This is a genomic window from Devosia sp. P3_B2 (assembly GCF_056402875.1).
Genome location: NZ_JBFUGO010000013.1, coordinates 100,212 through 124,036 on the forward strand (window position 1 = coordinate 100,212; position 23,825 = coordinate 124,036).

At 65.9% G+C, this 23,825-nt stretch carries 21 protein-coding genes; 4 read left to right on the forward strand and 17 right to left on the reverse strand.

The features are described 5' to 3' along the window. Positions 1–72: 72 nt before the first annotated feature. Entirely contained in the window at positions 73–1,686 is a 1,614-nt protein-coding gene (gene lnt / locus AC1DV8_RS18985) for an apolipoprotein N-acyltransferase (protein ID WP_477158517.1), read from the reverse strand. Between the two features lie 157 nt (positions 1,687–1,843). Between lnt and AC1DV8_RS18990 the strand changes: the two genes are divergently transcribed. Continuing rightward, a complete protein-coding gene (locus AC1DV8_RS18990) occupies positions 1,844–2,896 on the forward strand; it encodes a serine hydrolase domain-containing protein (RefSeq protein WP_477158518.1) in 1,053 nt (350 codons plus the stop codon). 141 nt (positions 2,897–3,037) lie between these two features. On the opposite strand, the gene AC1DV8_RS18995 is transcribed toward AC1DV8_RS18990, so the two are convergent. The 4 genes from AC1DV8_RS18995 to miaB all read right to left on the reverse strand — a co-directional run bounded on the left by AC1DV8_RS18995 (position 3,038) and on the right by miaB (position 7,079). Further along, on the reverse strand, positions 3,038–3,967 hold the full coding sequence (locus tag AC1DV8_RS18995; protein WP_477151657.1) for a hemolysin family protein: 930 nt from the start codon (positions 3,965–3,967) through the stop codon (positions 3,038–3,040). A gap of 164 nt (positions 3,968–4,131) precedes the next feature. Continuing rightward, positions 4,132–4,605 carry an rRNA maturation RNase YbeY gene (gene ybeY / locus AC1DV8_RS19000; RefSeq protein ID WP_477151658.1) on the reverse strand — a complete coding sequence of 158 codons (474 nt, stop codon included), beginning with the start codon at positions 4,603–4,605 and terminating at the stop codon, positions 4,132–4,134. Further along, positions 4,605–5,639, reverse strand: coding sequence for a PhoH family protein (locus tag AC1DV8_RS19005; protein ID WP_477151659.1), 1,035 nt, complete (start codon positions 5,637–5,639; stop codon positions 4,605–4,607). Before AC1DV8_RS19005 ends, ybeY begins: the two co-directional genes overlap by 1 nt. A gap of 27 nt (positions 5,640–5,666) precedes the next feature. After that, positions 5,667–7,079 (reverse strand): tRNA (N6-isopentenyl adenosine(37)-C2)-methylthiotransferase MiaB, encoded by a 1,413-nt coding sequence (gene miaB / locus AC1DV8_RS19010; protein WP_477158519.1) that lies wholly within the window; start codon positions 7,077–7,079, stop codon positions 5,667–5,669. A 94-nt stretch (positions 7,080–7,173) separates the two neighbouring features. On the opposite strand from miaB, the gene AC1DV8_RS19015 reads away from it, so the two are divergent. Both AC1DV8_RS19015 and AC1DV8_RS19020 read left to right on the forward strand, forming a co-directional pair. After that, a complete protein-coding gene (locus AC1DV8_RS19015) occupies positions 7,174–8,361 on the forward strand; it encodes a trans-sulfuration enzyme family protein (protein WP_477158520.1) in 1,188 nt (395 codons plus the stop codon). Beyond that, positions 8,358–8,729, forward strand: coding sequence for a VOC family protein (locus AC1DV8_RS19020; RefSeq protein ID WP_477158521.1), 372 nt, complete (start codon positions 8,358–8,360; stop codon positions 8,727–8,729). The genes AC1DV8_RS19015 and AC1DV8_RS19020 overlap by 4 nt, the downstream gene beginning before the upstream one ends. A 2-nt stretch (positions 8,730–8,731) precedes the next feature. Here AC1DV8_RS19020 and AC1DV8_RS19025 read toward each other — a convergent pair whose 3' ends face one another. From AC1DV8_RS19025 to AC1DV8_RS19065, 9 genes are all read right to left on the reverse strand, one after another. Continuing rightward, positions 8,732–9,532, reverse strand: a complete 801-nt coding sequence (locus AC1DV8_RS19025) for a lysophospholipid acyltransferase family protein (protein WP_477151663.1) — start codon at positions 9,530–9,532, stop codon at positions 8,732–8,734. After that, on the reverse strand, positions 9,529–9,963 hold the full coding sequence (locus AC1DV8_RS19030) for a Fur family transcriptional regulator (RefSeq protein WP_477151664.1): 435 nt from the start codon (positions 9,961–9,963) through the stop codon (positions 9,529–9,531). The genes AC1DV8_RS19025 and AC1DV8_RS19030 overlap by 4 nt, the downstream gene beginning before the upstream one ends. 87 nt (positions 9,964–10,050) lie before the next feature. Beyond that, complete coding sequence (gene rimI / locus AC1DV8_RS19035; protein ID WP_477151665.1) at positions 10,051–10,527, reverse strand: ribosomal protein S18-alanine N-acetyltransferase; 477 nt, start codon at positions 10,525–10,527, stop codon at positions 10,051–10,053. Continuing rightward, positions 10,524–11,129: a tRNA (adenosine(37)-N6)-threonylcarbamoyltransferase complex dimerization subunit type 1 TsaB gene (tsaB, locus tag AC1DV8_RS19040; RefSeq protein WP_477158522.1), complete on the reverse strand. Its 606-nt coding sequence runs from the start codon at positions 11,127–11,129 to the stop codon at positions 10,524–10,526. Before tsaB ends, rimI begins: the two co-directional genes overlap by 4 nt. Positions 11,130–11,358: 229 nt before the next feature. Beyond that, positions 11,359–11,916, reverse strand: a complete 558-nt coding sequence (locus AC1DV8_RS19045; protein WP_326867316.1) for a NifU family protein — start codon at positions 11,914–11,916, stop codon at positions 11,359–11,361. Positions 11,917–11,994: 78 nt separating this feature from the next. Next, positions 11,995–12,471 carry a universal stress protein gene (locus AC1DV8_RS19050; RefSeq protein ID WP_477151667.1) on the reverse strand — a complete coding sequence of 159 codons (477 nt, stop codon included), beginning with the start codon at positions 12,469–12,471 and terminating at the stop codon, positions 11,995–11,997. Positions 12,472–12,556: 85 nt separating this feature from the next. Then, the gene (gene trpS, locus AC1DV8_RS19055) at positions 12,557–13,600 is read right to left on the reverse strand and encodes a tryptophan--tRNA ligase (RefSeq protein ID WP_477158523.1); all 1,044 of its coding nucleotides are present in this window, start codon (positions 13,598–13,600) and stop codon (positions 12,557–12,559) included. Between the two features lie 62 nt (positions 13,601–13,662). Then, positions 13,663–14,685 carry an L-threonine 3-dehydrogenase gene (gene tdh, locus AC1DV8_RS19060; RefSeq protein WP_477151669.1) on the reverse strand — a complete coding sequence of 341 codons (1,023 nt, stop codon included), beginning with the start codon at positions 14,683–14,685 and terminating at the stop codon, positions 13,663–13,665. After that, a complete protein-coding gene (locus AC1DV8_RS19065; protein WP_477158560.1) occupies positions 14,682–15,869 on the reverse strand; it encodes a glycine C-acetyltransferase in 1,188 nt (395 codons plus the stop codon). The genes tdh and AC1DV8_RS19065 overlap by 4 nt, the downstream gene beginning before the upstream one ends. Before the next feature lie 105 nt (positions 15,870–15,974). On the opposite strand from AC1DV8_RS19065, the gene AC1DV8_RS19070 reads away from it, so the two are divergent. Then, entirely contained in the window at positions 15,975–16,544 is a 570-nt protein-coding gene (locus tag AC1DV8_RS19070; protein ID WP_477158524.1) for a helix-turn-helix domain-containing protein, read from the forward strand. A 3-nt stretch (positions 16,545–16,547) separates the two neighbouring features. Here the strand turns inward: AC1DV8_RS19070 and murJ are convergent, their stop codons facing one another. The 3 genes from murJ to mutS form a co-directional block, all read right to left on the reverse strand. Further along, a complete protein-coding gene (gene murJ, locus AC1DV8_RS19075) occupies positions 16,548–18,110 on the reverse strand; it encodes a murein biosynthesis integral membrane protein MurJ (protein WP_477158525.1) in 1,563 nt (520 codons plus the stop codon). 195 nt (positions 18,111–18,305) lie between these two features. Continuing rightward, entirely contained in the window at positions 18,306–21,107 is a 2,802-nt protein-coding gene (locus tag AC1DV8_RS19080; RefSeq protein ID WP_477158526.1) for a [protein-PII] uridylyltransferase, read from the reverse strand. Beyond that, positions 21,088–23,763: a DNA mismatch repair protein MutS gene (mutS, locus tag AC1DV8_RS19085; protein WP_477158527.1), complete on the reverse strand. Its 2,676-nt coding sequence runs from the start codon at positions 23,761–23,763 to the stop codon at positions 21,088–21,090. Before mutS ends, AC1DV8_RS19080 begins: the two co-directional genes overlap by 20 nt. Positions 23,764–23,825: the final 62 nt, after the last annotated feature.

Genomic DNA, 23,825 nt, shown 5'->3' on the forward strand with positions numbered 1-23,825 from the left:
CCACTCGGTCCTCGCTGGGTCAAGTGATATAAAGGAAGCTTTATGTCTCCGTGGAGCGGCTGCGGAGAAAAATCATGCGACCCGGCGCGGCCGCCGCGCCGCAATAAGCGAGCCGAAAATGCCGAGCCCCACCGCCAGCCAGAACGGCAGGTCGCCGATGCGATTGAAGATGGTGCCGCCGGGCAGTGGCTCGGATGGAACCACGTCGAGGACGCCGATCTGGTTCTCCGCAAGCTGCGCGACGATGCGGCCGAGCGGATCGACGCTGAGCGTGACGCCGGTGTTGGCAGCCCGCAGCATCGGCAGTCCGGTCTCGACGGCGCGCATCCGCGCATGGTGGGCGTGCTGCGCCGGACCGATCGAGCCCATGAACCAGGCATCGTTGGTGACGTTGAGGATGAACTGCGCTTCGGACGGGTCGCCGATATCGCCTGGGAACACCGCTTCATAGCAAACCAGCGCCAGGAAGGGCGGGGTGCCCGGCGGCGTCATCAGCCGGCGGCCATCACCGGCCGCCCAGCCATTGGTGCCCGGCACGAACTGGTTGATGCCGAACAGCCGCCAGAAGCTCTGGAACGGCAGGTATTCGCCGAACGGCACCAGATGCGACTTGTCGTAGCTGGCGACCACTTCGCCGGCCGTGTCGATGGCAAGGATCGAGTTGAAGCCCGGATTATCGGGGATCGGCAGACCGTCCTCATCCAGCGGCTCGCGTGGTGCGCCGGTGAGCAGCAGCGTGCTGTCGGGGAGCATGCGAGCGATACGGGCGATGCCGTCCGGGTAGTTGGTGAGGAAGAACGGAAACACCGATTCCGGCCACACCAGGTGCGTGACCCCAGATAGACCGGGATCCGAAGGGGTCAGCTTGGTCTCCGACAGGCTGATCAGCTGGTTGATGATGGCATCGGGGTCGGCCACGCTCCAATCGGCGTGATCGAGGATCATCGGCTGCACCATGCGCACCTTCATATCGGTACGCGCAACAAGCGTCGTGCTGGTAAGCCGCCAGTTGCCATATGCCACCTGCGCCGCAATCACCCCCACGGCGAGGAAGAACGGTATCAGCCGTCGCACCAGCCCGCGCTGGTCGGCCGGCCAGATCAGCGCCGGGGTCATGGCAATGAGCGCCGCAAGGAAGGTGAGGCCGTAGGTGCCGATCACCGAGGCGAGCTGCAGCATCTCGTCATTGGCGGTCAGCGCATAGCCGATGAGGTCGAAGGGGAAACCGGAGAACAGGTGGCCGCGACCCCACTCGGCCAGCGCCAGGAGACTGGCGAGGGTAACGATACGGAACGCACCGCCCGACCACAGCATGTGCGCCAGCGCGCTGGCCAATCCCCAGAAGGTCGAGAGGATGGCCGCGAGCCCGACGATGGCGAACGGCATCAGAATGAGGAAAAAGCCGCCTGCCTGAAAGAACGCCGCGCCGAGCCAGTGCAGCGCAACTGTGAAGTAGCCGAGCCCGAAGCCGAAGCCGATCTGGAATGCCGGACCGAACAGCCGTCGCCAGCCGCTGCGTCGTTCGGCGCCATCGAGGGCCCAGACCCAGACCGGCAGCGCCAGGAACAGCGCCGGCAGCAGGAAGAATGGCGGCACCGACGCCGCAGCCAGCGCCCCCGCCGCAACGAGGATCAAGAAACGCCGCCAGCCGTGGCTCAGCATCACGGTCTCGGCGAGCCAGGTCATGCGGCGCTCGAATCACAGGGCATGTGGCAAGGTCGCGGGGTCGAAGCGTGGGGTCAAGACGGCAACGGCGTCGCAGCCGAGGCCGGCGCAACTGAGATCAAGCGACTGGCTCGACGTGCCCCGCAGCATCGCGAGCGAAAGAACAAGGGAGACGGCAGTGACGAACTGGACCAGGGTAACGCCTGAAGCGGCAGGGTTTGCCGCCAATCTGGAGCGGAAGCTCGCTGCGGGGTTCGAGTCGGGGCTGCTGCTGCCGATCCACGCGCTGCTGGTAAGCCGCGCCGGCGAGCTGGTGCTCGAACAGTATTTCGAGGGCGAGGACGAGAGCTGGGGCGATCCGCTCGGCCGGGTGCAGTTCGGCCCTGAGGTGCTGCATGACCTCCGCTCGGTGACCAAGAGTATCGTCGGCCTGCTCTACGGCATAGCGTTGGAGCGTGGGCTGGTGCCGCCGTTGGACGCGCCGGTGATCGACGCCTTCAGGGAATACCCTGACCTCGTCGTCGACCTGGAGCGGCGCAAGGTGACGGTGGCCCACACGCTCAACATGACCATGGGCATGGAGTGGGACGAGAACAAACCCTACACCGACCCGACCAACAGCGAGATCGCCATGGAGATGGCGCCGGACCGTTACCGCTTCATCCTCGACCGACCGATCATCGGCGCACCCGGCGAGAAATGGATCTATTCCGGCGGCGCCGTAGCGCTGATCGGCGCGCTGATCGAACGCGGCTCCGGCATGAAACTGCCCGACTTCGCCCGCGAAGCGCTGTTCGCGCCGCTGGGGATCACCGATTTCTATTGGATGGCCGGGAGCGACGGGGTGGCGTCGCCCGCGTCCGGATTGAGGCTGACCGCCCCGGACCTGCTGAAGATCGGCATGCTGCTGGTCGATGGCGGCCGGTTCGAGGGGCGGCAGGTGGTGCCCGAAGCGTGGATCGAGGCGTCCTGGACGCCGGCGGTGCAGACCTGGGACGGGCTCGGTTACGGCCGTCTCTGGTACGTCCACGAGGCGCCGGCGCCCGGCTACGACAAGCCGCTGCGCTGGATCGGCGCCTTCGGCAATGGCGGCCAACGCCTCTGGCTGGCGCCAGAAGCGGGCATCGCCTGCGTCATCAATGCCGGCGACTACAACCTGTTCGAGCGCTGGGTGACGCCCGCGCGGATCTGGCGCGAGATCGTGGTGGGGAATGTGGTGCGAGCCGGCTAGCCAGGCTACCCAACCCACCGCCGTCATCCCCGCGAAGGCGGGGACCCAGTGGGATGCCTCGGTCCCACCTGGCGCTGCGATATCGCACTAGGGTTCCCGCCTTCGCGGAAATGACGGCGGTGGGGCTGGTAGCTCGCGAAGCTACTCCGCGGCCGGAGCCTGCGTGCCTTCGGGCGCTTTCGTCACCGGCGGTTTCGGCGGCCGTGGCTTCGGCTGCTTCGTGCGCTTGATCTTGACGCGTTTGACCTGGCGGCTATCGGCCTGCAGCACTTCGAACTCGAAGCCCTTGATGCCGTTTACGTGCTCCCCCTTGGCCGGGACGTGGCCGGCCAGTTCGAAGACCAGACCACCGAGCGTATCGACCTCGTCGGCGTGGGCGCCCGGATCGAAATCCGGGCCGATGACATCGCGCACCTCGGTCAGTTCGGCACGGGCCGAGGCGATGAAGACGTTGGAGTTGATCTTGCGGACCAGCGCCACGTCGTCGTCGTGCTCGTCCTCGATCTCGCCAACAACCGCTTCGAGCAGGTCCTCGATGGTGACGAGGCCGTCGGTGCCGCCATATTCGTCGATGACCACCGCCATATGGACGCGTTTCAGCTGCATCTGCTGCAGCAGGTCGCCCACCGGCATCAGCGGCGGCACGAACAGCACCTGGCGCACGATATCGAGCTTTTCGAGCTTCGAGCGGAGCGGCGGCGAAACCAGCTTGACCGGCACCGCGGCCTCCGGATCGACCACCGGTTCGGTGATGCGGCGCAGCGCATCCTTCACGTGGATGAAGCCGGTGATGTTGTCGAGGCTGTCCGAATAGACCGGCATGCGCGAGTGGCCGACCTGACGGAAGCGGCTGACCAGCACGCCGAGCGTTTCGGTGTTTTCGATCGCCTCGATGTCGGCGCGGGGGATCATCACGTCTTCGACCCGCTTTTCGGCGAGGTCGAGCACGTTCTTCAGAATGGTCCGCTCGGACTGGGTGAAATCGGCGGTGCCGCCGTTGTTCTCGGATTCGAGGGCGACCTCGAGGTCGTCGCGCAGCGAAACCGTGCGCATGGCGACGAGGCCGCGCACCGAGTGCCACAGACGTTGCCCCCACGTGGCCGCGGGGGCGGGACTAGAAGGAGGTTCGCCGTTGGATTTGGCGGGCGCCGGTTTTTTGGGCGGCGCGGACGGACTGTCGGAGTCGTTCATCGGGTATGGCCGCGTGCGGCCTTCAATTCATCGGAGGGTGTAATTTAGCTATCGGCGTAGGGATCGGCAATGCCGAGGGTCGCGAGGATCTCGGTTTCGAGCCCCTCCATCTCCTCGGCGTCCTCTTCCTCGATATGGTCGTAGCCCAGAAGGTGCAGGAAGCCATGCACCACGAGGTGGGTGAAGTGGGCCTCGAAGGTGATGCCCATCTCGGCCGCCTCTCGCTCCACCGTCTCGCGCGCCAGCGTGATGTCGCCGAGCAATCCAGCGACCGGACCGAACGGCTCGATCTGCGGGAAGCTCAGCACGTTGGTGGATTTGTCGAAGCCGCGCCACTGATGGTTCAGCTCGCGCTGCTCGGCGTCGTCGGTGAGCACCACCGACACCTCGGCCACGCCGGCGACCTTGGCCTCCGACTGCTTCAGCGCTTCGCGGATAGCGGTTTCAGCGATGGCCTCGAGGTCTTCGGGCCAGCCCTCCGCGTTGACCGCGAAGGCGATTGATAATGGGGCTTGCATCAGGCCTTCGTGTTGTTCTCGGCCAGCCGGCGGGCGGTGTCGGCCTCGTAGGCGCGGACGATCCGGCCAACCAGCGCGTGACGTACCACGTCCTTGTCGTTGAAGCGCGAGATATGCACGCCCTCGATGCCGTCGAGCAGCGATACCGCCTCGATCAGGCCCGACTTTTCGCCACGCGGCAGGTCGACCTGGGTCGGGTCGCCCGTGACGATCATCTTCGAGTTCTCGCCCAGACGGGTCAGGAACATCTTCATCTGCATCGAGGTGGTATTCTGCGCCTCGTCGAGGATGACCACGGCGTTGGCCAGCGTGCGGCCACGCATGAAGGCGAGCGGCGCTACTTCGATGATGCCCGAGGTGATGCAGCGTTCCACATGCTCGGGCCGCATCATGTCGTAAAGCGCGTCGTAGAGCGGACGGAGGTACGGATCGACCTTGTCCTTCATGTCGCCCGGGAGGAACCCGAGGCGCTCGCCGGCTTCGACGGCCGGGCGTGACAGGATGATGCGGTTGATATCGCCGCGCTCGAGCAGCGTCGCGGCGTGAGCAACGGCGAGATAGGTCTTGCCGGTACCGGCCGGACCGACGCCGAACACCAGCTCGGAGCGGTCCATGGCGCGCATGTAGGCATCCTGTGCCGGGGTGCGGGCAACGATGGTCGCCTTGCGGGTCGCGATCTGCGCCATGCGCACCCTGCCCTTCTTCTCGAGCGTGGGCAGGCTCAGCTGGCTGTCCTCGGTCTCGATCATCCGGATGACGCCGTCGACGGTTGAAACCTCGATTGGCCCGCCTTCTTCGAGTTGCTCGTAAAGCGACTCGAGGACGCGTCGCGCCTGATCGACGGAGGTCGCGCCGCCCTTCAGCATGACGTGGTTACCCCGCGGCGTCGCCTGCACGGACAAGCGCTGCTCGATCAGGGCAAGATGCTGGTCGAAATCGCCGTAGAGTTGCGCGGCGAGCTTGTTGTCTTCGAAGGCGAGTTCAAGCTGGGAGGATGGGCCGTGGTCGGAAGACGGGGGCAAATGCCTGCTCAAATCTCTGGTAGCTCCGTAATGGCAGCCTCAGATATGGGCCGCGGTGGCTCGAGACTCAATAACGCTAGCAGGATTCGGTTCCGCAACTGTGACAATCTTGCCAATGAGGGAATTATTCCGGGCTGCGACTATCTCCACCGGAATGATCTGTCCGATCAGCCGGGTCGCGCCTTCCATGTGCACCGCCTGCAGGTAGGGCGAGCGGCCGCCGATCTGGCCGGGCTGGCGGCCGGCCTTCTCGATCAGCACCGGCAAGGTGCGGCCGACAACGGACTGATGAAACGCGTGCATCTGCGTGTTGATCTGGTCGTTGAGGCGCTGCAGGCGCTCGGTCTTTTTTGCTTCGGCGACCTGGTTCTCCATCGTCGCACCGGGCGTGCCGGGACGGATCGAGTACTTGAACGTGTAGGCGGACGCATAGCCGACATCCCTGACGACCTGCATCGTGTCCTCGAAATCGGCATCGGTCTCACCGGGGAAACCGACGATGAAATCGCCTGACAGCGCCATGTCGGGGCGCGCCGCCTTGATGCGCTCGATGACGCGCATGTACTCGGCCCGGGTGTGGCGGCGGTTCATCGCCTTGAGGATGCGGTCGGACCCGGACTGGATCGGCAGATGCAGGTAAGGCATCAGTGCATCGAGGTCGCGATGCGCCTCGAGCAGCTCGTCGGTCATGTCGAGGGGGTGCGAGGTGGTGTAGCGGATGCGGGCGATACCCGGGATCAGCGACAAGCGATAGCAGAGCTCACCGAGGCCGACGCTGCGGCCCTTGGCATCGAGGCCGTGATACGCGTTGACGTTCTGGCCGAGCAGCGTCAGCTCGCGCACGCCGGCTTCGGCAAGGTTCTGCGCCTCGCGCAGCACCTGCTCGACCGGGCGCGAAACTTCGCTGCCACGAGTGTAGGGCACCACGCAGAACGAGCAGAATTTATCGCAACCTTCCTGCACCGTGAGGAAGGCGGTGAGCCCGCGCGCCAGCGTGACTTCCTTCTTCGCCGCCGGCAGATGCTCGAACTTGTCCTCCTCGGGGAAGTCGGTGTCGACGACCTTTGCCCCATTGTGGGCACGCGCGATCAGCTCGGGCAGGCGGTGGTAGGATTGCGGCCCGAACACCAGGTCGACGGCAGGCGCCCGGCGAACGATCTCGTCGCCCTCGGCCTGCGCCACGCATCCGGCGACGCCGATCATCAGGTCCTGGCCGTTGGCCCGGCGCTCCTCGCGCAGGTCGCGCAGCCGGCCGAGTTCCGAGAACACTTTCTCCGAGGCCTTTTCGCGGATGTGGCAGGTGTTGAGGACGACCAGGTCGGCGTCCTCCATCACCTGCACCGGCTCGTAGCCGTGCGGCGCCAAGGCATCCGCCATGCGGTCGGAATCGTAGACGTTCATCTGGCACCCGTAGGTCTTGATGAACAGCTTCTTGGGCGTGTGCTCGGTCATGGGCGGCTGAATACACCGAAGTGGCGGGGAGTGCAAAAGCCGGGGTGGCAGCAGACGCCCGATTGGGGCAACCTCCGCGGCCTGGAGAACGCCCATGACCAAGAACCTCGATACTCTCGCCCTGCATGGCGGCGACGGCGCCCGCGTCGTCGGCGAGCCGCTGGCGCCGGCGCCGGTGCTGTCCACGACCTACTTCACCCATCCGGACGCCGTTGGCTTCTCCGCCTCGGACCTCCAGGCCGACGCCCCGCATTTCTACACCCGCTGGAGCAACCCGACGCTGGAGCTGCTGGAGAAGCGCCTGGCGCTGCTCGAGGGCGGCGAAGCGGCACTGAGCTTTGGCTCCGGCATGGCGGCAATCACCGGGCTGTTTGCCGGGACGCTGAAGGCTGGCGACCATCTGGTGCTGTCGGACGTCTGCTACGCTGGCGTCGCCGAGTATGCGCGCCACGCCCTGCCGCGACAGGGGGTTGCAGTGTCGTTCGCCGACAGCTCGGACCCGCAGAACGTCGCGGCGGCGATGCGACCCAACACCCGGCTGGTGCATATCGAAACGCCGGCCAACCCGATCCTCAGGCTCACCGACATCGCGGCCGTAGCGAAGATTGCCCACGCCGGCGGCGCAGAACTGTCGGTGGATTCGACCATCGCCACCCCGGTCGGCACCAACCCGATCGCGCTCGGCGCCGACTACGTCTGCCACTCCCTGACCAAGTACCTGTGCGGTCACGGTGATGCGCTGGGCGGTGCGCTGATCGGCCGGGCCGACGACATCGCCGCGCTGCGCAAGGACGTGCTGATCCACCACGGCGCGGTGCTGTCGCCGTTCTCGGCCTATCTGATCCTGCGCGGCATCGAGACGCTCGGCCTCCGGATGGAGAAGCACCAGGCAAACGCACGGGCGGTGGCAGAGTGGCTGGAGCAGCACCCGAAGGTGCGCCGGGTACTGTGGCCCGGCCTCGCAAGCCACGAGCAGGCGGAACTGGCGCGCCGGCAGATGCGCAATTTCTCCGGGCTGCTGAGCTTTTCGGTGAAGTCGGATAGCGCCGGCATGGCCCGGCAACTGGCGGAGCGATTGGAACTCGTTAGCTACGCGGTGTCGCTGGGCAAGACCAAGTCGCTGTGCTTCTACATCCCCACCGAGGACATCCTGCGCTCGTCCTTCGCCATCACCGACGAGCGGAGTTACCGCGACTGGGCCGGCGAAGGTGTGTTCCGGGTCTCGGTTGGCATCGAGGATGCCGATACGATCATCGCCGATTTCGAGAGCGCACTCGGATGAGCGGGTTGCTGAAGGAGATCGTCTTCGATTGCAAACGCGCTGCGCCCCTTGCCCGGTTCTGGGCTCAAGTCCTGACCGGCTACGCGGTGCGGGCCTATGACGACGAGGAGATCGCCCGCCTCGCGGCGCTCGGCCTCACCCCGGACACCGATCCGGTGGTGATGGTCGACGGCCCCGGCCCGACGCTCTGCTTCCACGAGATCGAMCGCGGCCGGGTCCAGGGCCGCATCCATCTCGACGTGAAGGTGACCGACCCCGCCGCGGAACGCACCCGCCTCATTGGCCTCGGTGCCGGCGTGGTGCGGGAAGCCGACGGCTACACCGTGCTGGCCGACCCCGAGGGCAACCACTTCTGCTTGGTGGACTGAACCTACTCCGCCGCCACCGGCAGCGGCGTGCCGCGGTTCAGCGCCACGAGCATGCGGCGAACTTCGTTCTCGGTCTGCTTGGCTAGTTCCTTGCGGTTGGTGCCGGCGCTGAGCGGACGCGGCGTGCCGAAGGCGAGGGTGACCTCGCGGGTGCCGCCGGTCAGGATTTCCTTGATGTTCTGCTTCACCGACTTGGACTTGATCCAGGCGATGAACGAGCGGTCGGTGCGGCCGACCGGCAGGCCCTGGAGCTTCGTATAGGCGATCGTCAGCGGCTGGATCATCACTTCGCCGGCGCCAGCATCTTCCATGGCGTGCTGCGCGGCGCCGATCAGCGCCGAGCGGAACGGCAGCACGTGGGTGCCGATATCTGACTGGCCCTCGGCGAACAGCAGCACGGCGCCGCCCGAGGCCATGCGCTTGCCCATCTCCTCGCTCACCCGCTTGGCGTCACTGCGCTTCTTGCGATCGACGTAGAGCGTGCGCTGCAGCGAGGCCATGAAGCCGACAAAGAACCATTTCTGGATCTCGGACTTGGCAACGAACGTGACGTCGGCCTTGGAGCCGACCGCGATGATGTCGGTCCACGAGACGTGGTTGGAAACGATCAGCGTGGCACGGTCGTGCGAGGGCTCGCCGATCACCTTCACCTTCATGCCGAGGAAGGTGCAGCCGAACCAGTGAAACCAGCGCGGAATCCGGTTGTTGAACCATGGGCTGCGCGAGACGAGGAACTGCAGCGGCACGAACACGATGAGGAACGGCACGTAGCAGAAGATGAAAAACAGGCTGCGGAGGATCATTTGGCCTCGTCCGGCTTGAGCGGCACAGCATAGAGCTCCAGCCGATGGTCGACCAGCCGGTAGCCGAGCCGCTTGGCGATGACTTCCTGGATGGCCTCGATCTCTTCGTTGCGGAACTCGATCACCTTGCCCGAGCGGATATCGATCAGGTGGTCGTGGTGCTCGTCGGGGATCAGCTCGAAGCGCGCCCGTCCATCCTTGAAGTCGTGCTTGGTGACGAGCCCGGCTTCCTCGAACAGGTTGAGGGTGCGGTAGACGGTGGAGAGCGAAATCCGCACGTCGATCGCCGAGGCCCGACGATAGAGTTCCTCGACATCAGGATGATCGAGCGCCTGCTCGATGACCTGCGCAATGACGCGACGCTGGTCGGTCATCCGCATGCCCTTCTGGGCGCACTGCTCTTCGAGAGTTTGAATGCCGGGTTTGCTCATCGGGCGTCCCCCGTTAAGGTCTTTCCTTGGTCGCGCTCTCGAACCGGAAAAGTCTGCAACTTTTCCTGATCACGCTCCTGAACTCGGTTAGCCAAGATCACGCGCCATGACAATAGCGGTCGCCGGTGTGCCGTCGGGCCGCGGGTAGTAGCCCTTGCGCTCGCCGACGGTCTTGAAGCCCAGCTTGCCGTAGAGCTTCAGCGCCGGTGTGTTGTCGGCGGCCACCTCCAGCAGCATCCGCTTGGCGGGGCTCATCAGCACGGCGTCGAACAGGGCCCGCATCAGCATCAGGCCGACGCCCTTGTTCCGCCACTTGCGATCAACCGCGATGGAGATGAGTTCCACCTCCTCGCCCAGGTGCCGCAGCATGGCGAACCCGGCAATGCGGCGCCGGCTGTCGCAAGCGACGTAGACCGGCGTGTCCTTGCCGGCGACATAGGCGGCGAATTCTTCCCGCGTCCAGCCGCGATAGAACCCTTCGGCATGGAGCCGCGCGATCGTCTCCGCATCGCCGCCACGGGCCGGCTCGACATGGAGGGTGGTGGGCGAGAGCCAGAAGTTCATTGCCCGACCCTCGCAACGCGGAACTTTTCCTGCGGCTTGGCATCGGCATCGCGAACATAGGCCGCTTCGGGTGGATAGTTGCCGGGATCGACGGTGGCGGCGAAACGCGCCAGCGCTGCGATATCGACCAGCGGCGAGGTGACGAGGGCGGCGCCGGGCGGGACGCGTCGACGCGCGTCGTCCATCGGCAGCAGTTGTGGCTCGCCTACTGGAATGCCGGGACCACTGAAGAGCTGGAAATACGCCTCATCGCGCCGCGCATCGAGCAGCACGGCGGTGGCGTCGCATTGGGTGCCGAGCGACAGCGCCAGCAGTGAGGGCACGCCGATGACAGGGATGCTCAGCGCCAGTCCAAGCCCGCGCGCGGCGCTCAGCCCGATGCGGAGTCCGGTGAACGAGCCCGGGCCGGTGGTGACAGCGATCCGGGTGAGGTCTTTGTACGCGACGCTATTGCGCGCCAACAGTTCGTCGATCGCGGGAAAGATGCGCTCGGCCTGCCCCTGCGCCATGTCCTCGACCAGCGCATCGGCGCGCTCGCCCAGTAGCAGCGCCAGTTGCAGGCGCGGCGCGGCGGTATCGATGGCGAGAAGGACGCTGGACATGTCGGAGAGATAGGCGTTGGCGCAGGGATTGTCATCACCATCGGACCTCTCCCCACACTCGATGTCATCCCAGCGAAAGCTGGGACCCAAGCGGCAGCGGACGCAGGACGTGAGTTGGGTCCCTGCTTCCGCAGGGATGACATCCGGTAAGTGGCAGAACGAGTGCTTTAAAAGCAAATCGCCCGGCATGGGGGCCGGGCGATCGGAAACTCTACCGCTGAACCGAGGCTCAGACCTGCTGCACGGCCTCGACGCCGGGGACGAAGTGGCGGAGCAGGTTCTCGATGCCGGACTTGAGCGTCGCGGTCGAGGACGGGCAGCCCGAGCAGGCGCCCTGCATGTGGAGGAACACGGTGCCCTCCTTGAAGCCCTTGAAGGTGATGTCGCCGCCATCCATGGCGACGGCGGGGCGCACGCGGGTGGCAAGCAGTTCCTTGATCACCTCGACGGTCTCGGCATCGCCCTCCTCGAAGAACTCTTCGCCGGCCACCACTTCGGCGGTGCCGTCGGCGAGCACGGGCTTGCCGGAGAGGAAGTGCTCCATGATCACGCCGAGGATCGCCGGCTTGATGTGGCTCCACTCGGCCGTGTCCTTGGTGACCGAGATGAAGTCGGAACCGAGGAACACGCCTTCGACGCCGGGGACGTCGAACAGGGCGGCGGCCAGCGGCGAAATCGCCGCCGATTCGGCCTGACGGAAATCGCGCGGTTCACCGACCAGCACATCACGGCCGGGCAGGAATTTCAGGGTCGCCGGATTTGGCGTCGCTTCGGTCTGGATGAACATCGGGCGTTTTGGACTCGTGTTAGAACAATTCCAAAGTAGTGTTTTGGAGCCCGAAACGCAAGGCCTTGGCGCGGCGCGTCAGGTCACCGCGACGATCTGCTCGTCGGTCATGGTGCCGGGGATGATGGTGACGATCACCGGCAGGGCGGCCTGGCCGGCGCGGGTGGCAAAGGCGCTGACCAGCGGCCCGGGGCCTTCCTTGCCGCCGGCCGCCGCGATCACCAGGATGGCGATACCGGGATCTTCGGCGACCAGCCGTTCGATCTCGCTGACGAGGTCGCCCTCGCGGATCACCGTCTCGGTGCGGATGCCCTCGCCGATCTGGCCGATGCGGGCGCGCTTGGCGTCGAGCATGCGCTCGGCTTCCTCGCGGGCCTCGGCGCGCATCACTTCCTCGACGCCGAGGAACTGGGTGAAATCCTGGCTGTCGATGACCGAGAGCAGCACCACCGTGCCGCCGGTGCGCTTCACCCGGTTCGCGGCGAATGTAATGGCGCGATCGGCTTCCTTGCTCTCGTCGATGACGACGAGAAACTTGCGTTTGTATTCGCTCATGCTGTCAGCCAAAGCGCCGCACCTTCAGCTCGGAAGATGCGGCATTGTTCCAAATGCGCGGCGGGGCCGCAAGCGGTGCGCGAGATCAGCGGACGAAGCCGACGATCTTGCGCACGTCGTCCATGATCGGCACGGCGATGGCGCGGGCGCGATCGGCGTTGCGACGGAGGATCTGGTCCATCTCGCCCTTGTCGGCGACGAGCCGCTTCATCTCGGTGGCGATCGGCGAGAGCACCGATACCGCGAGATCGGCCAGCGCCGGCTTGAACTTGCCCCAGCCCGAACCACCGAACTCGGCGAGCACCTGGTCCACCGACTTGTCGGCCAGCGACGCATAGATGGCGACGAGGTTTTCGGCCTCGGCCCGGCCGGCGAGGCCCGCGGCCTCGGTCGGCAGCGCGTCGGCGTCGGTGGTGGCGCGCTTGATCTTCTTACTGATCGTGTCTGCGTCATCCATCATGTAGATGGTCGACATGTCAGAGGCGTCCGACTTCGACATCTTCTTCTTGCCGTCCTTGAGCGACATGACGCGCATCGCGGGGCCAGTGGAGAGCGTCTCGGTCAAGGGGAAGAAGTCGTCCTTCACCCCCAGGCCTTTGATCTGCTTTTTGAAATCGTGGTTGAACTTCTTGGCGATATCGCGCGTCAGCTCGAGGTGCTGGCGCTGGTCATCGCCCACCGGCACGGCTGTCGCCTTGTAGAGCAGGATGTCGGCCGCCATCAGCGAGGGATAGGCGAACAGCCCGAGCGAGACGGCTTCGGAGTTCTCGCCACCCTCGGCACCGGCCTTGTCCTTGAACTGGGTCATGCGCGTCATCCAGCCGACGCGCGCCACGCAGTTGAATATCCAGGCGAGCTCGGCATGCTCGACCACCTGGCTCTGGTTGAAGATGATCGACTTGTTCGGATCGAGCCCCGCCGCGATGTAGGCCGCGGCAATCTCGTAGGTCCAGCGGCGCAGGTCTTCGGGGTCCTGCCACACCGTGATCGCGTGCATGTCGACGACGCAGTAGATCGTCTCATGCGTTTGCTGCAGCGGCACGAAGCGCCGGATGGCGCCGAGATAGTTGCCCAGGTGCAGGTCGCCGGACGGCTTGATGCCGGAAAAGACGCGCGGAGTGAAAGCCATAACCGATAAATCCAGTGTGAAGCTGGGCTTATCGCCGATGAGCGCCCCCGCGCGCAAGCCACCTACCACTCGAGAACGATCTTGCCCTTCTCGCCGCCGGCCGCCAGCTTGAACGCCTCGGCATAGTCGTCGGCGCTCATCCGGCGGGTGATGACCTTGCGGACATCGAGCCCCGACTCGAGCATGGCCAGCATCTTGTGCCAGGTCTCGAACATCTCGCGGCCGTAGATGCCGCGCAGCGTGATCATGCGGAACACGATCTTGCCGAGGTCGAAGATGAACGGCCGCGCCGGTACGCCGAGCAGCGCGATACGGCCGCCCATCACCATGTGGTCGATCATCTGGTCCAGTGCAGCGGGGGCGCCGCTCATCTCGAGGCCGACGTCAAAACCTTCCTTCATGCCGAGCTTGTCCATCACCTCGCGGAGGTTCTGCGTCGTGATGTTGACCGGCACGACGTCGGCGACTTCTGCAGCCAACGCTAGGCGCTCCGGGTTCACGTCGGTGATGACGACGTGGCGGGCCCCGACATGGCGGGCGACCGCGGCGCCCATGATGCCGATCGGGCCGGCGCCGGTGACCAACACGTCCTCGCCGACGATGTCGAAGGCGAGGGCGGTGTGGACGGCGTTGCCGAGCGGATCGAGGATGGCGCCCATCTCGTCGTCGATGGCGTCGGGGAGCGGGATGATGTTGAAGGCCGGGATCCGCACGAACTCGGCGAAAGCCCCGGGAAGATTGACGCCGATGCCCTTGGTGTCGGGGTCGAGGTGGAACTTCCCAGCGCGGCTGGCGCGGCTCTTCATGCCGACGACGTGGCCCTCGCCAGAGACGCGTTGACCGATACTCAGGTTCCTTACGTCGGCGCCCAGAGCGACGATTTCGCCGGAGTATTCGTGGCCGGTGATCATCGGGACGGGGATGGTTTTCTGGGCCCAGTCGTCCCAGTTGTAGATGTGGATGTCGGTGCCGCAGATGCCGGTTTTGTGAACCTTTACAAGCACATCGTCGGGGCCGATATCCGGGATTGGGCGGTCTTCGAGCCAGATTCCGGGCTCTCGTTTGGCTTTGACGAGGGCTTTCACGAGATGATCCCCAGTTCGCGGCCGGCCTCAGTGAATGCGGCGATGGCGAAGTCGATGTCGGCGTCAGACAGCGCTGCGGACATCTGCGTGCGGATGCGGGCTTTGCCTTTGGGAACAACGGGATAGAAGAAGCCGGCGACGTAGACGCCGCGGCGATCGAGGGCGGCGGCGAGGTTCTGAGCGAGGGTGGCTTCGCCGAGCATGACGGGAATGATCGGGGTAACTCCGGGGAGCAGATCGAAGCCGGCTTCGGTCAAACCGGCTCTAAATCTATGGCTTAGACGCGTCAGGTTTGAGCGGAGTTCGTCGGCAGATCGTGCAATTTCAATTGCCTTGAGCGAACCAGCCGTTACGGCGGGGGCGAGGGCGTTGGAGAAGAGGTACGGACGGGCGCGCTGGCGGAGGAGGTCGATCACCGGCTGCGGACCGGTGATGAAGCCGCCCATGGCGCCGCCGAGGGTCTTACCATAGGTGCCGGTGATGATGTCGGGCTCTGCGCCGGTCAGGGCGCCGGTGCCACGACCCTGAGGGCCGAGATGGCCGGTGGCGTGGCAATCATCGACCGCAACTATGGCGCCATACTTGTCGGCCAGGGCGCGGATCTCGGGGAGCTTCGCGACATAGCCGTCCATCGAGAACACGCCGTCGGTGACGATCAGGCGGAAGCGGGCATTGTCGGCGACGGCCTGCTTCAGCTGGGTCTCGAGATCGTCCATGTCGGAGGTCTGGAAGCGGTAGCGCTTGGCTTTTGACAACCGTACGCCGTCGATGATCGAGGCGTGGTTGAGGCTGTCGGAGATGATGGCGTCGTCCTCTGTGAGGAGGGTCTCGAACAGCGCGCCGTTGGCATCGAAGCAGGCGGCGAAGAGGATCGCGTCGTCCTTGCCGAGGTAGCGGGCGGTAGCGGTTTCGAGCTCCCGATGCAGGTCCAGCGTGCCGCAGATGAAACGCACCGAGGCCATGCCGAAGCCGTACTGCTCCAGCGCCTCGGCGGCCGCGTCGGCGATGGCGGGATGGTCGGCGAGGCCGAGATAGTTGTTGGCGCAGAGGTTGACCATTTGCCGGCCGGCGACCGTGACCCGGCCGCCCTGCGGCGAGGTGATCTGCCGCTCGCGCTTCAGCAGGCCCTGGGTCTCGATGTCGGCGAGGACTGTGTTCAGGTGGTCGAGATAGCCGGCTTGCATGGTCATTCCTCCGATATGGAGGAAATTCCGCTATAACGGACGAATAGTCAAGTGAGCGCGGAATTTCCGCTTGGCACGGCCAATCTGCTCGGAGATAAAGGCGGCATGGCAAGCACCGAAGCTCCCGATATCGGCCCGATCATCCAGCGCGAACGCAAGGCGCGGCACCTGACGCTGGAGCGGCTTGCGGCGCTTTCGGGCGTGTCGCGCTCGATGCTGAGCCAGATCGAACGGGGCGAATCGAACCCGACCTTCGCGGTGCTGTGGGGGCTGACCCAGGCGCTGAAGATCGACCTCGCCGACCTGATCGCGGGCGGCGTGGCGCATCGCCGGGCGGCGCCGGTGGACGTGGTGACCGTGCCGCTGACGCCTGAGATCAACAGCCCGGAGGGGCATTGGCGGCTGCGGATCTTGAGCCCGACGGCCATGGCCGGGCGGGTCGAGTGGTATGAAGTGGAGATCGCCCCTGGCAGCCGGCTGCATAGCGCGCCGCACGCCGCCGGGACCTACGAGCACCTGACGGCGCAGACCGATGGGCTGCGGGTGAAGACGGCGCTGGGGGAGCAGGTGCTCGGTTCGGGGGAAACCGCTCGGTATCGGGCTGATGTCGAGCACGAGATTGCCAATGAGGGGCGTGAGCCGGCTCGGGCGCTGATGGTGGTGGTGTACGAGTAGGCCTCAGGCCTTGTGCCGCCGCAGGCGCCGCAGCAGCCCTCCGAGAGGCTGTATCCTGGTAATGTGCGCGAGCGCGAAGTAGAGCCCCGCGCCGAACACGCAGAGGGCGAACAGCGCCAGCGCCTGGGCTAGGAATGAATAACCTGGGTCGAACACTGGCCCCAGCAGCACCACAAGGCCATAGAGCGCGCCAGACATTACCAGCGTGAGCAGCAGGATCATGCCCTGCTGGCGCCATTCGGCGGCGGTGATGGTGAAGTGGCCGCGGCGGCCCAGGAAGATCGCCAGGAGCACGACATTGGCCCAGGCGGCGATCGAGGTGGCGAGCGCGATGCCGACATGCTTCAGCGTCGGGAACAGCGCCAGCGACAGCACGATGTTGATGATCAGCGAGACGAAGGCGAACCAGGTCGGGGTCTTGGTGTCCTTGCGCGAGAAGAAGCCGGGCTGCAGCACGCGGATGAGCACGAAGGCTGGCAACCCGACGGCGAAGGCGAGCAGCGCGTGCGAGACGTTGACGCTGTCGGTTGCGCCGAACTCGCCGCGCTCGAACAGCACCCGGACCACCGGCAGGGCCAATGCGATCAGCGCACCGGCGGCGGGCATCGAGAGCAGCATCGAGAGGAACAGCGACTGGCTCTGGCTCTGGCGCGCTTCGAGCTCACGACCGGCGCCGAGGTGGCGGCTCAATTCGGGCAAGAGCACCGTGCCGATGGCGATGCCGATGATGCCGAGCGGCAGCTGGTAGAGCCGGTCGGCGTTGTAGATGATCGACATCACCTCGTTGGCGCCCGAGGCGATGATGGTACCGACGAAGATGTTGATCTGGGTGATGCCGCCCGCGATGATCGCCGGCACCGCCAGCACCCAGAAGCGACGAACCTCAGTGTCGAACCGCGGCCAGCGCAGTTTCGGGACGAACCCGGCGCGGCGGATGGCCCAGTAGACCAGCGCCAGCTGCGCGATCCCGCCGAGCATGGTGGCAATCGCCACCCAGAACGCGGTGTCGGGCGCCTCGAGCGTCAGGATGGCGAGCGGGATCAGCGCGCCGATGTTGACGATGTTGAGCACGATCGGCGCGAAGGCAGCGGCGAAGAACCGGCCGAGGCTGTTGAGGATCGCCGCATAGGCCGCCATCAGCGACATGCAGGCGAGATAGGGGAACATGATCCGGGTGAGGAAGACCGTGAGGTCGAACTTCTCCGCGTCACCGACAAAGCCGGGAACGAACAACACCATGATCTGCGGGGTGAAGATCTCGACGAGGATGGTGACGACGAGGATCGCCGCGACCAGCCAGCTCATGATCCGGCCGGCGAGTTCCTTCGCGCCCTCGTTACCCTCGGTCTCGAGCGCGGTGGAGAACATCGGCACGAAGGCGGTGTTGAAAGCGCCCTCGGCGAACAGCCGCCGGAACAGGTTGGGGAAGCGGAATGCAGCGTTGAAGGCGTCGGAGACGGGCGAGATGCCGAGCACGGCCGCCATCAGCGCATCACGGGCGAAGCCGAAGACACGCGAGACGAGGGTGAGCCCGCCGACGGAGAGGAAGTTGCGGTAGAGGCTCAACGCAAGTCCTCCAGCGGAGAGGGCGGTGCGGGAAGAGTACCCCCACCCCTGTCCCCTCCCCTCAAGGGGGAGGGAGACGCCAACACTTGCACTGAGTGCAAGGCCGCGAAGGCAGATTCGGAGGGTCTCCTCCCCCCTTGAGGGGGAGGGACAGGGCGGGGGGTGTTTGTGAGCGCCGGGCTATCCCGGTGCACGTCACCCATTAGCCACCTTGCCCGCCTTTTCCTCGATGGGTTGGAACACCGCCAGCAACGCGTCGTGGATTTTTTTCTGGCGGGTTTTGGACTCGATTTTGTGGCCGGTGAGGTCGGTGACGTAGAACACGTCGACGGCCTTTTCGCCGTAGGTGCCGATATGGGCCGAGCCGATGGTGAGGTTGAGGTCGGAGATCTGGCGGGTGAGCTGGTGGAGCAGGCCCGTGCGGTCGAGGCCCATGACCTCGATGACCGTGAACTTCTCCGAGATGGTGTTCGAGACGGCGACTTGCGCCGGCAGGGTGAAGGGTTTCAGCCGCTTGTTGTGGCGGCTTTCCTTGCCGAGGTCGATCAGCACCTGACGCTTGCCCTGCAGCAACTGCTTCACCGTATCGATGATGCGGGTGGCGCGGACTTTCTCATCCTCATCGGAGGTGAACGAGCGGCGGAGGCGGAAGGTGTCGACGGCGCGGCCATCGCGGGTGCCGAAGATCTGGGCGCCGATGATCGAGGCGTCGGCCATGGTGCAGGCGCCGGCGATCAGCGAAAGCAGCCGCGGGTGGTCGGGGGTGTAGAAGCTGACCTCGGTGATCGACTCGAACGACTTGATCCGGATCGAGCCGGCGAACATCTGGCCAGCCTGGTCAGCGACGCGGATCATCCGGGCGTGTTCGACCTGCAGCTCCGGCTCGGCACGGAGCCAATAGTGGTCGTAATGGCGGCCGAGATAGGTCTCGACTTCCGGCGCCGGCCAGGCAGAGAGCGCGCCGCGCAAGACGGTCTTAGCCGCCTCGATGCGATCGCGCTGGGTGACCTGGCTGTGGCCACCCGAGAGCAGCGGCTCGGTGGCATAGTAGAGCGAGCGGAGCAGCGAGCCCTTCCAGCCGGTCCAGACACCCGGGCCCACGGCGCGGATGTCGCAGGCGGTGAGGATCATCAGCAACGCCAGGCGCTGCGGCGACTGCACCACATCGGCAAAGGAACGGGCCGTCTCGGGGTCCTGGATATCGCGGCTCTGGGCGATCTCGCTCATCAACAGGTGATGTTCGATCAGCCAGGAGACGGTGTCGGTTTCGGCCGCATCGAGCCCGAGGCGCGGACAGAACTTCTTGGCGATGCGGGCGCCGGCGATCGAGTGGTCCTCGGGGCGGCCCTTGGCGATGTCATGGAGGAACAGCGCGACGTAGAGCAGGCGTGTGTCGTTGAGATGCGGCAGCAGCTCGTGGGTCAGCGGCAGCTGTTCACGGAGGCCCCCGTTGGCGATGTCGGCCATGACGCCGACGGCGCGGATCAGGTGCTCGTCCACCGTGTAGTGGTGGTACATGTTGAACTGCATCAGCGCGACGATCTTGCCGAACTCGGGCACGAAGCGGCCGAGCACGCCGGCTTCGTTCATCTGGCGCAGGATGCGCTCGACATAGGTCGGGGCGGTGAGGATCTCGAGGAACCAGGCGTTGGCCTGCTTGTCGTTCCGGAGGTCATGGCCAATCAGCTTGAACGAGCGGCGGATCAGCTTGATGGCGTCGGGGTGGAGGTGCGCATCGTGCCGCCCGGCCAGCATGAAGCCCTTGATGAGGTTGCGCGGGTCCTTCTGGAAGACGTCGGGGCCAGCAACGTTTAGCCGGCCGCCCTCGATGACGAAATCCGTCTCGCCCTTGATCGCCACCTTGCCGCGCTTGAACGGAGCGAGCACGCGCCCGACCATATCGAGGGGCTTTGCGTGATCGAACTCCAGCGAAGTGCAGAAGATGCGGGTGAGGTCGCCGACGTCTTTGGCGACGAGGAAGTAGCGCTTCATGAAGCGCTCGACCCCGAGCATGCCGGCGCGATCGCTGTAGCCGAGGCGGGCGGCGAGATCGGGCTGCACGTCGAAGGTCAGCTTCTCGTCGGGCCGGCCGGTGAGGAAATGCAGGTTGCAGCGAATGGCCCAGAGGAAATCCTCGGCACGCTGGAACAGCCGGTATTCCTCGCCGCTGAGCACGCCCTTGCCGACCAGTTCGGCGCTGGATTTGACGCGGTAGAAGTACTTGCCGATCCAGAACAGGGCGTGGAGGTCGCGGAGGCCGCCCTTCCCGTCCTTGATGTTGGGCTCGACCACGTAGCGGGTATTGCCCATCTGGCGGTGGCGTTCGTCGCGTTCAGCCATCTTGGCGGCGATGAACTCGGGCCCGGTCTTGGGCATGATCTCGGTTTCGAAGCGATGGATCAGTTCTTCGAAGAGCTTGCGGTCGCCGGTGAGATAGCGGGCTTCGAGGGTGGCGGTGCGCACCGTCATGTCGGAGCGGGCCATGCGGATGCAATCATCAACCGAGCGGACGGCGTGGCCGACCTTCTGGCCGAGATCCCACAGCATGTAGAGGATGTATTCGGTGATCTGCTCGCCCCAGGGCGTCTGCTTGTAGGGCAGGATGAACAGCAGATCGATGTCGGAGCCGGGCGCCAGCGTGCCGCGGCCATAGCCGCCGACCGCGGCGATCGAGATCATCTCGGCGCCCGAGGGGTTGTCGACCGGGTAGACGTCGCGGACCGCGAAATAGTGGACGGCGCGGATGATCTCGTCTTCAGCGGCGCTCAAGTTCATGGCGCAGCGCGTACCCTTGCCGGTGGCCATCAGCTCGGCCTCGGCGCCAACTCGCGCCGCGGCGAGGACGGAGCGTACATGCGCCAGCACGAGGCTGCGGGCGGCGGCGGATTTGGGGTCCTGCCCGGCGGTCAGCCGGCGGATATCGCCCAGGATGGTGTCGGCGGCCGTAAGCTGGAAGGCCGGTTTTCGCGGTCGGACGTCAATTTCGGCGAGCTGCATCGCGGATTTTCTTAAGCTCGTAGATCAGGTCGATGGCCGCGCGGGGCGTAAGGTCGTCGGGGCGCACCTGATCGAGCATGTCATGGATGGGATTAACGGCCGCCTTCGGGGTGGGCGGTTGATGCGCAAAGAGCGGCAGATCGTCTAGCACGACGGCTTTTCCGCCGGAAGAGCGCTGTTCGAGGACGCCCAATACCTGGCGTGCACGGCTCAGCACGGATTCAGGCAGGCCGGCGAGCTTGGCCACCTGGATGCCGTAGCTGCGATCGGCGGCGCCGTCGGCGACTTCGTGCAGGAACACCACTTCGCCCTCCCACTCGCGTACCTTCATGGTGTGGTTGGTGACGCGCGCCAGGGTCTTCGAAAGCGCAGTCATCTCATGAAAGTGCGTCGCGAACAGGGCGCGGCAGCCGGTCTGATCGTGCAGTGCTTCGACGGCGGCCCAGGCTATGCTCAGACCATCGAAGGTGGCGGTGCCACGCCCGATCTCGTCGAGGATGACGAGGGAGCGCTGGGTGGCGCGGTTGAGGATGGCTGCGGTTTCGACCATCTCGACCATGAAGGTGGAGCGGCCGCCGCCGATATCGTCGCTGGCGCCGACGCGCGAGAAGACGCGGTCGACGACGCCGATGTGGGCGGCGGAGGCGGGCACATAGCTGCCCATCTGCGCGAGGATGGCGATCAGCGCGTTCTGGCGCAGGAAGGTGGACTTGCCGCCCATGTTGGGGCCGGTGACCAGCCACAGCGCGCCGCCGGTGAGGTCGCAGCCGTTTTCGACGAACACTTCGTGCTGGGCCCGGACATTGGTTTCGACCACCGGGTGGCGGCCGCCCTCGATGTAGAAGGCGAGGCTGTCGTCGATGGTGGGGCGGCAGAAATTGCGGGTCATCGCCAGCTGCGCGAGGGCGGCGGCGACGTCGAGTTCGGCCAGCGCGTCGGCGATGGCGCGCAGCCGGGTGTTCTCGGCGGCGACGGCCTCGGCGAGGCGGGTGAAGATGGTCAATTCGATGGCGAGCGAGGCGTCGTGCGCCTTGGCGATGCGGCCTTCGAGTTCGGCCAGTTCCGCGGTGGTGAAACGCATGGCGTTGGCCATGGTCTGGCGGTGGATGAAGGTGTCGCGGTGCGGCGGCTCGAGGAGCTTGCCGCCATGGCCGGCGGGGACTTCGACGAAATAGCCGAGGACGCCGTTGTGGCGGATTTTCAGCGAGCGGACGTCGGTCTCGTCGATCAGCCGGGCCTGCAGCGCGGCGACGACGGCGCGGGTCTCCGAGGCGAGGGCGCGTTCGGCATCGAGCGGGGCGTCATAGCCGCGCTTGACGAAGCCGCCGTCGCGGGCGAGCAGCGGCGGTTCGTCGTCGATGGCGGCGGTGAGCTCGGCCGCCAGTGCGGCGGGGGCGTCGGCTAGGCGAACGGCGATGGATTTGAGCTCGGCGGGCGGGCGGTCGAGGGTGGCGAGGCGATCGGCGAGGGCGATGGCGGCGGCGATGGCGCCGCCGGTGGCACGGAGATCGCGGGGGCCGCCGCGGCCGAGCGCGAGGCGAGTGAGGGCGCGGGTGAGATCGGGGACCGACTTGAGATCGCCGCGCAGGCGCTGGGTGAGGAGGCCATCGGCGACGAGGCTTTCGACGGCATCGAGGCGGGCGTTGATCTGGTTGGCATCGCGCAGCGGCGCGGCGAGGCGGCGGGCGAGGAGGCGCGAGCCGGGCGGGGTGACCGCGAGGTCGATCTCGTGGCGGAGCGAGCCTTTCTCCTGGCCGCGCTGGGTTTCGAGCAGCTCGAGAGAGACGCGGGTCGCGGCATCGATCGCCATGTGGGCGGAGAGGCGCTCCGCGGCGGGTGGGCGCAGGGCGACGGGGACGCCCTTCTGGCTATCGCTGATGTAGTCGAGGAGAGCGCCGAGAGCAGCGCGGCCGGCGCGGGAGTAGGCGGTGGGGTCGACTTCGCCGGCGGGGAAGGCGGCGGTGATCCGGTTAACTGCGAGTTCGCTGTCGAAGGCGGATGTGTCGAGACTGACGAGAGCCGCGTCGGGGAGCGGAATCTTGGCATCCGCGAGGGCGGTGCGGGTTGCTTCGGTGAGCAGCAGTTCGGCGGGGGCAATGCGGGCGAGTTCATCGGCGAGGGCGAGGACCGAGACGTCGAGCACCGCGGTTTCGCCGGTCGAAACATCGGCCCAGGCGAGGGCGAAATCGGTCTCGCCGTGGCGGACCATGCTGAGGGAGGTGAGATAGGCCGAGCCGCGGGTGGGGAGGAGGTCGTCCTCGGTAATTGTTCCCCTAGTCACAAGACGCACGACGTCGCGCTTCACCGGCGACTTGGAGCCACGTTTCTTGGCTTCCGCCGGGTCCTCCACCTGCTCGCAGATGGCGACGCGATGGCCGAGGCCGATGAGCTTCTTGAGGTAATCCTGCGCCGCGTGGATCGGCACACCGCACATCGGGATGTCCTGCCCCTGGTGCTTGCCGCGCTTGGTGAGGACGATGCCGAGCGCCTGGCTGGCGATCTCGGCGTCCTCGAAGAACATCTCGTAGAAATCGCCCATCCGGTAGAACAGGAGGTAGCCCGGATTGACCGCCTTGATCTCGAGGAACTGCGACATCATTGGCGTGATAGGCGCGCTGTCGGCAGCACTCGGGGCGTTATAGGGCGCTTGGTCCATCGGGCTCGGCGGCGGAGACAGGGAGGCCGGGACGTTAGGGGGTTTGGGGGTGGCGGGCAACT